Origin of the sequence: Halorubrum halophilum (assembly GCF_000739595.1) — an archaeon.
Lineage (GTDB): Archaea > Halobacteriota > Halobacteria > Halobacteriales > Haloferacaceae > Halorubrum > Halorubrum halophilum.
In genome coordinates this window covers 1-1801 of record NZ_BBJP01000090.1, presented here as the reverse complement: position 1 = coordinate 1801, position 1801 = coordinate 1, and the positions used below count along the sequence as shown (strand labels likewise).

The window sequence follows — 1801 nt, the reverse complement described above, 5'->3', positions numbered from 1 at the left end:
CACTTCGGGCTAAACACATACCCTTCGTCTAACTGGAAAAGGCCATTGACAGAGGCACGATGAGATACACTCTATATATCCGAGTAAACTAGTTTTAAGCGGTATACCCGGCAGATAGAGAATTGTGGCTGAGAATATTGTCAGGTTTGAGGCGGCCTACTCTCACGTGAGATGAGGGGAAAGATTGATACTTACCGAACGTTCAGTATGTGTTGTGGCGCAACCCGAAGCGCCCGAATACACAATGACCGATGAATCTCGGCCCGCTGACGAATTGACAGCATCGTGGCACGGCCGCTACCTGGCTCGCTGGGGCAATGATACACCCCTCTACGAAGCCGTCACCGACGCCGTATCAACCGTTACCGGCGATGCCCGTTCGGCAGTCGCCTCCCGCTACGATCGGACGCATGCGTTCGCGCTCAGTCAACTGTTCGGCGGAGCTGACGGATCGTCGACGCCATCGACTGGAGTGGTCAAGTTCGTTCTCTCCGAGTGTGTCGTCTCTGTTCACAGTGACGGGCAGCTCTTGGTCAGCCTCGCTGACCGTGAACGTAACGCAATTGACTAATCACACACATATGCAACGACTCACCGCGAACAGCAGACCCGATACAGAATTGACGGCCGGACTCGATCGAACAATCGTCACCCGGAGACTGAATCGGGTTGATAGACCAGCCAACGCCGAATCTGAGTATACTCCCGAGACCACCTCTACAACATAACACACATGAGACATATTGGACTTAAAATACGGATGGCCGTCGTCGGTACACTTCTCGCGGGATTCTACCTCGTGGCCGTCGCCGCAGCGATAGTCGCGTTCGGCGAGGGCATCCTCCCGATTGCTATCGTCGGCAGCATCCTCTTGATCGGAATCCAGTATAAAGTTGGCAAGTGGGCCGCGTTACGGAGCGTCGGGGCTGAAGACCTGTCTGAGACCCAATACGCAGAGATTCATCAGTTCGTTGAGCGCGTCTGTCGAGAGAAGGAGATGAAGAAACCGTCGTTGAAAATCGCCAGTATGGGCGTTCCGAATGCGTTCGCGGTCGGTCGCCGCGGAAACGGAACCGTGGTCATCTCTCAGGAACTCATTCAACTGCTTGACCGAAGCGAGCTCGAAGGCGTCATCGCCCACGAACTCGCCCACATCGACAATCGCGACGTCATCACGATGCAACTCGGTCAAGGCATCGCATCCATCGTCGCTATCGTTGCGCAGTACATCGTGTTGTTCACTGGCGAGAACGACCTCGCAGATTTCTTCCTCGCTGTCGTCGTCGGGAACATCGTTCAGTTCGTCGTAATGATCTTCGTGCTCGCGATTTCCCGGTACCGTGAATACGTCGCCGACGCCGACGCCAGGGATGTCATCGGGCAGGGCGAACCACTCGCTCGCGCGCTTGAGAAAATTCATCAGGGCAACCAGCAGGCCCAACAGTCGGCTGGACGTGCCCAGCGCAGCCCTGGGTCGGCTAATCGGCGCGGCCGCGGGCGGGGGAGGCAGCGCTCCCGCGACGCGAACGTTGATCAGCAGGTGAGCGCACTCTGTATCTCCAGCTCTGACCGTGGCTTCCTCCAACAAATTGTCTCCACGCACCCGCCCATGGAGAAGCGTATCCAGCGGCTCCGCTCGTAGATGCCCGGGGTCCGCGAACTCCTCGCAGGGCTGTGTTGAATCGCTGTAAGGCGTAGAGATTCACTGTTTGACGAAGCGCTTGATGTTATAGACGACACACATCAGCGCGATTTCGCGGAACTCACGAAACCATGACAGTGCTGGCCCTGATCTGTGTAT

General features: G+C 56.5%; 2 protein-coding genes. Both read left to right on the top strand.

What is annotated here, in order from left to right; translation table 11 throughout:
* The first annotated feature begins 214 nt into the window (after positions 1 to 214).
* The gene (locus ACP96_RS18320; protein ID WP_235271273.1) at positions 215 to 571 is read left to right on the top strand and encodes a HalOD1 output domain-containing protein; all 357 of its coding nucleotides are present in this window, start codon (positions 215 to 217) and stop codon (positions 569 to 571) included.
* Between the two features lie 189 nt (positions 572 to 760).
* On the top strand, positions 761 to 1642 hold the full coding sequence (locus ACP96_RS17055; RefSeq protein WP_050034204.1) for a M48 family metallopeptidase: 882 nt from the start codon (positions 761 to 763) through the stop codon (positions 1640 to 1642).
* Positions 1643 to 1801: the final 159 nt, after the last annotated feature.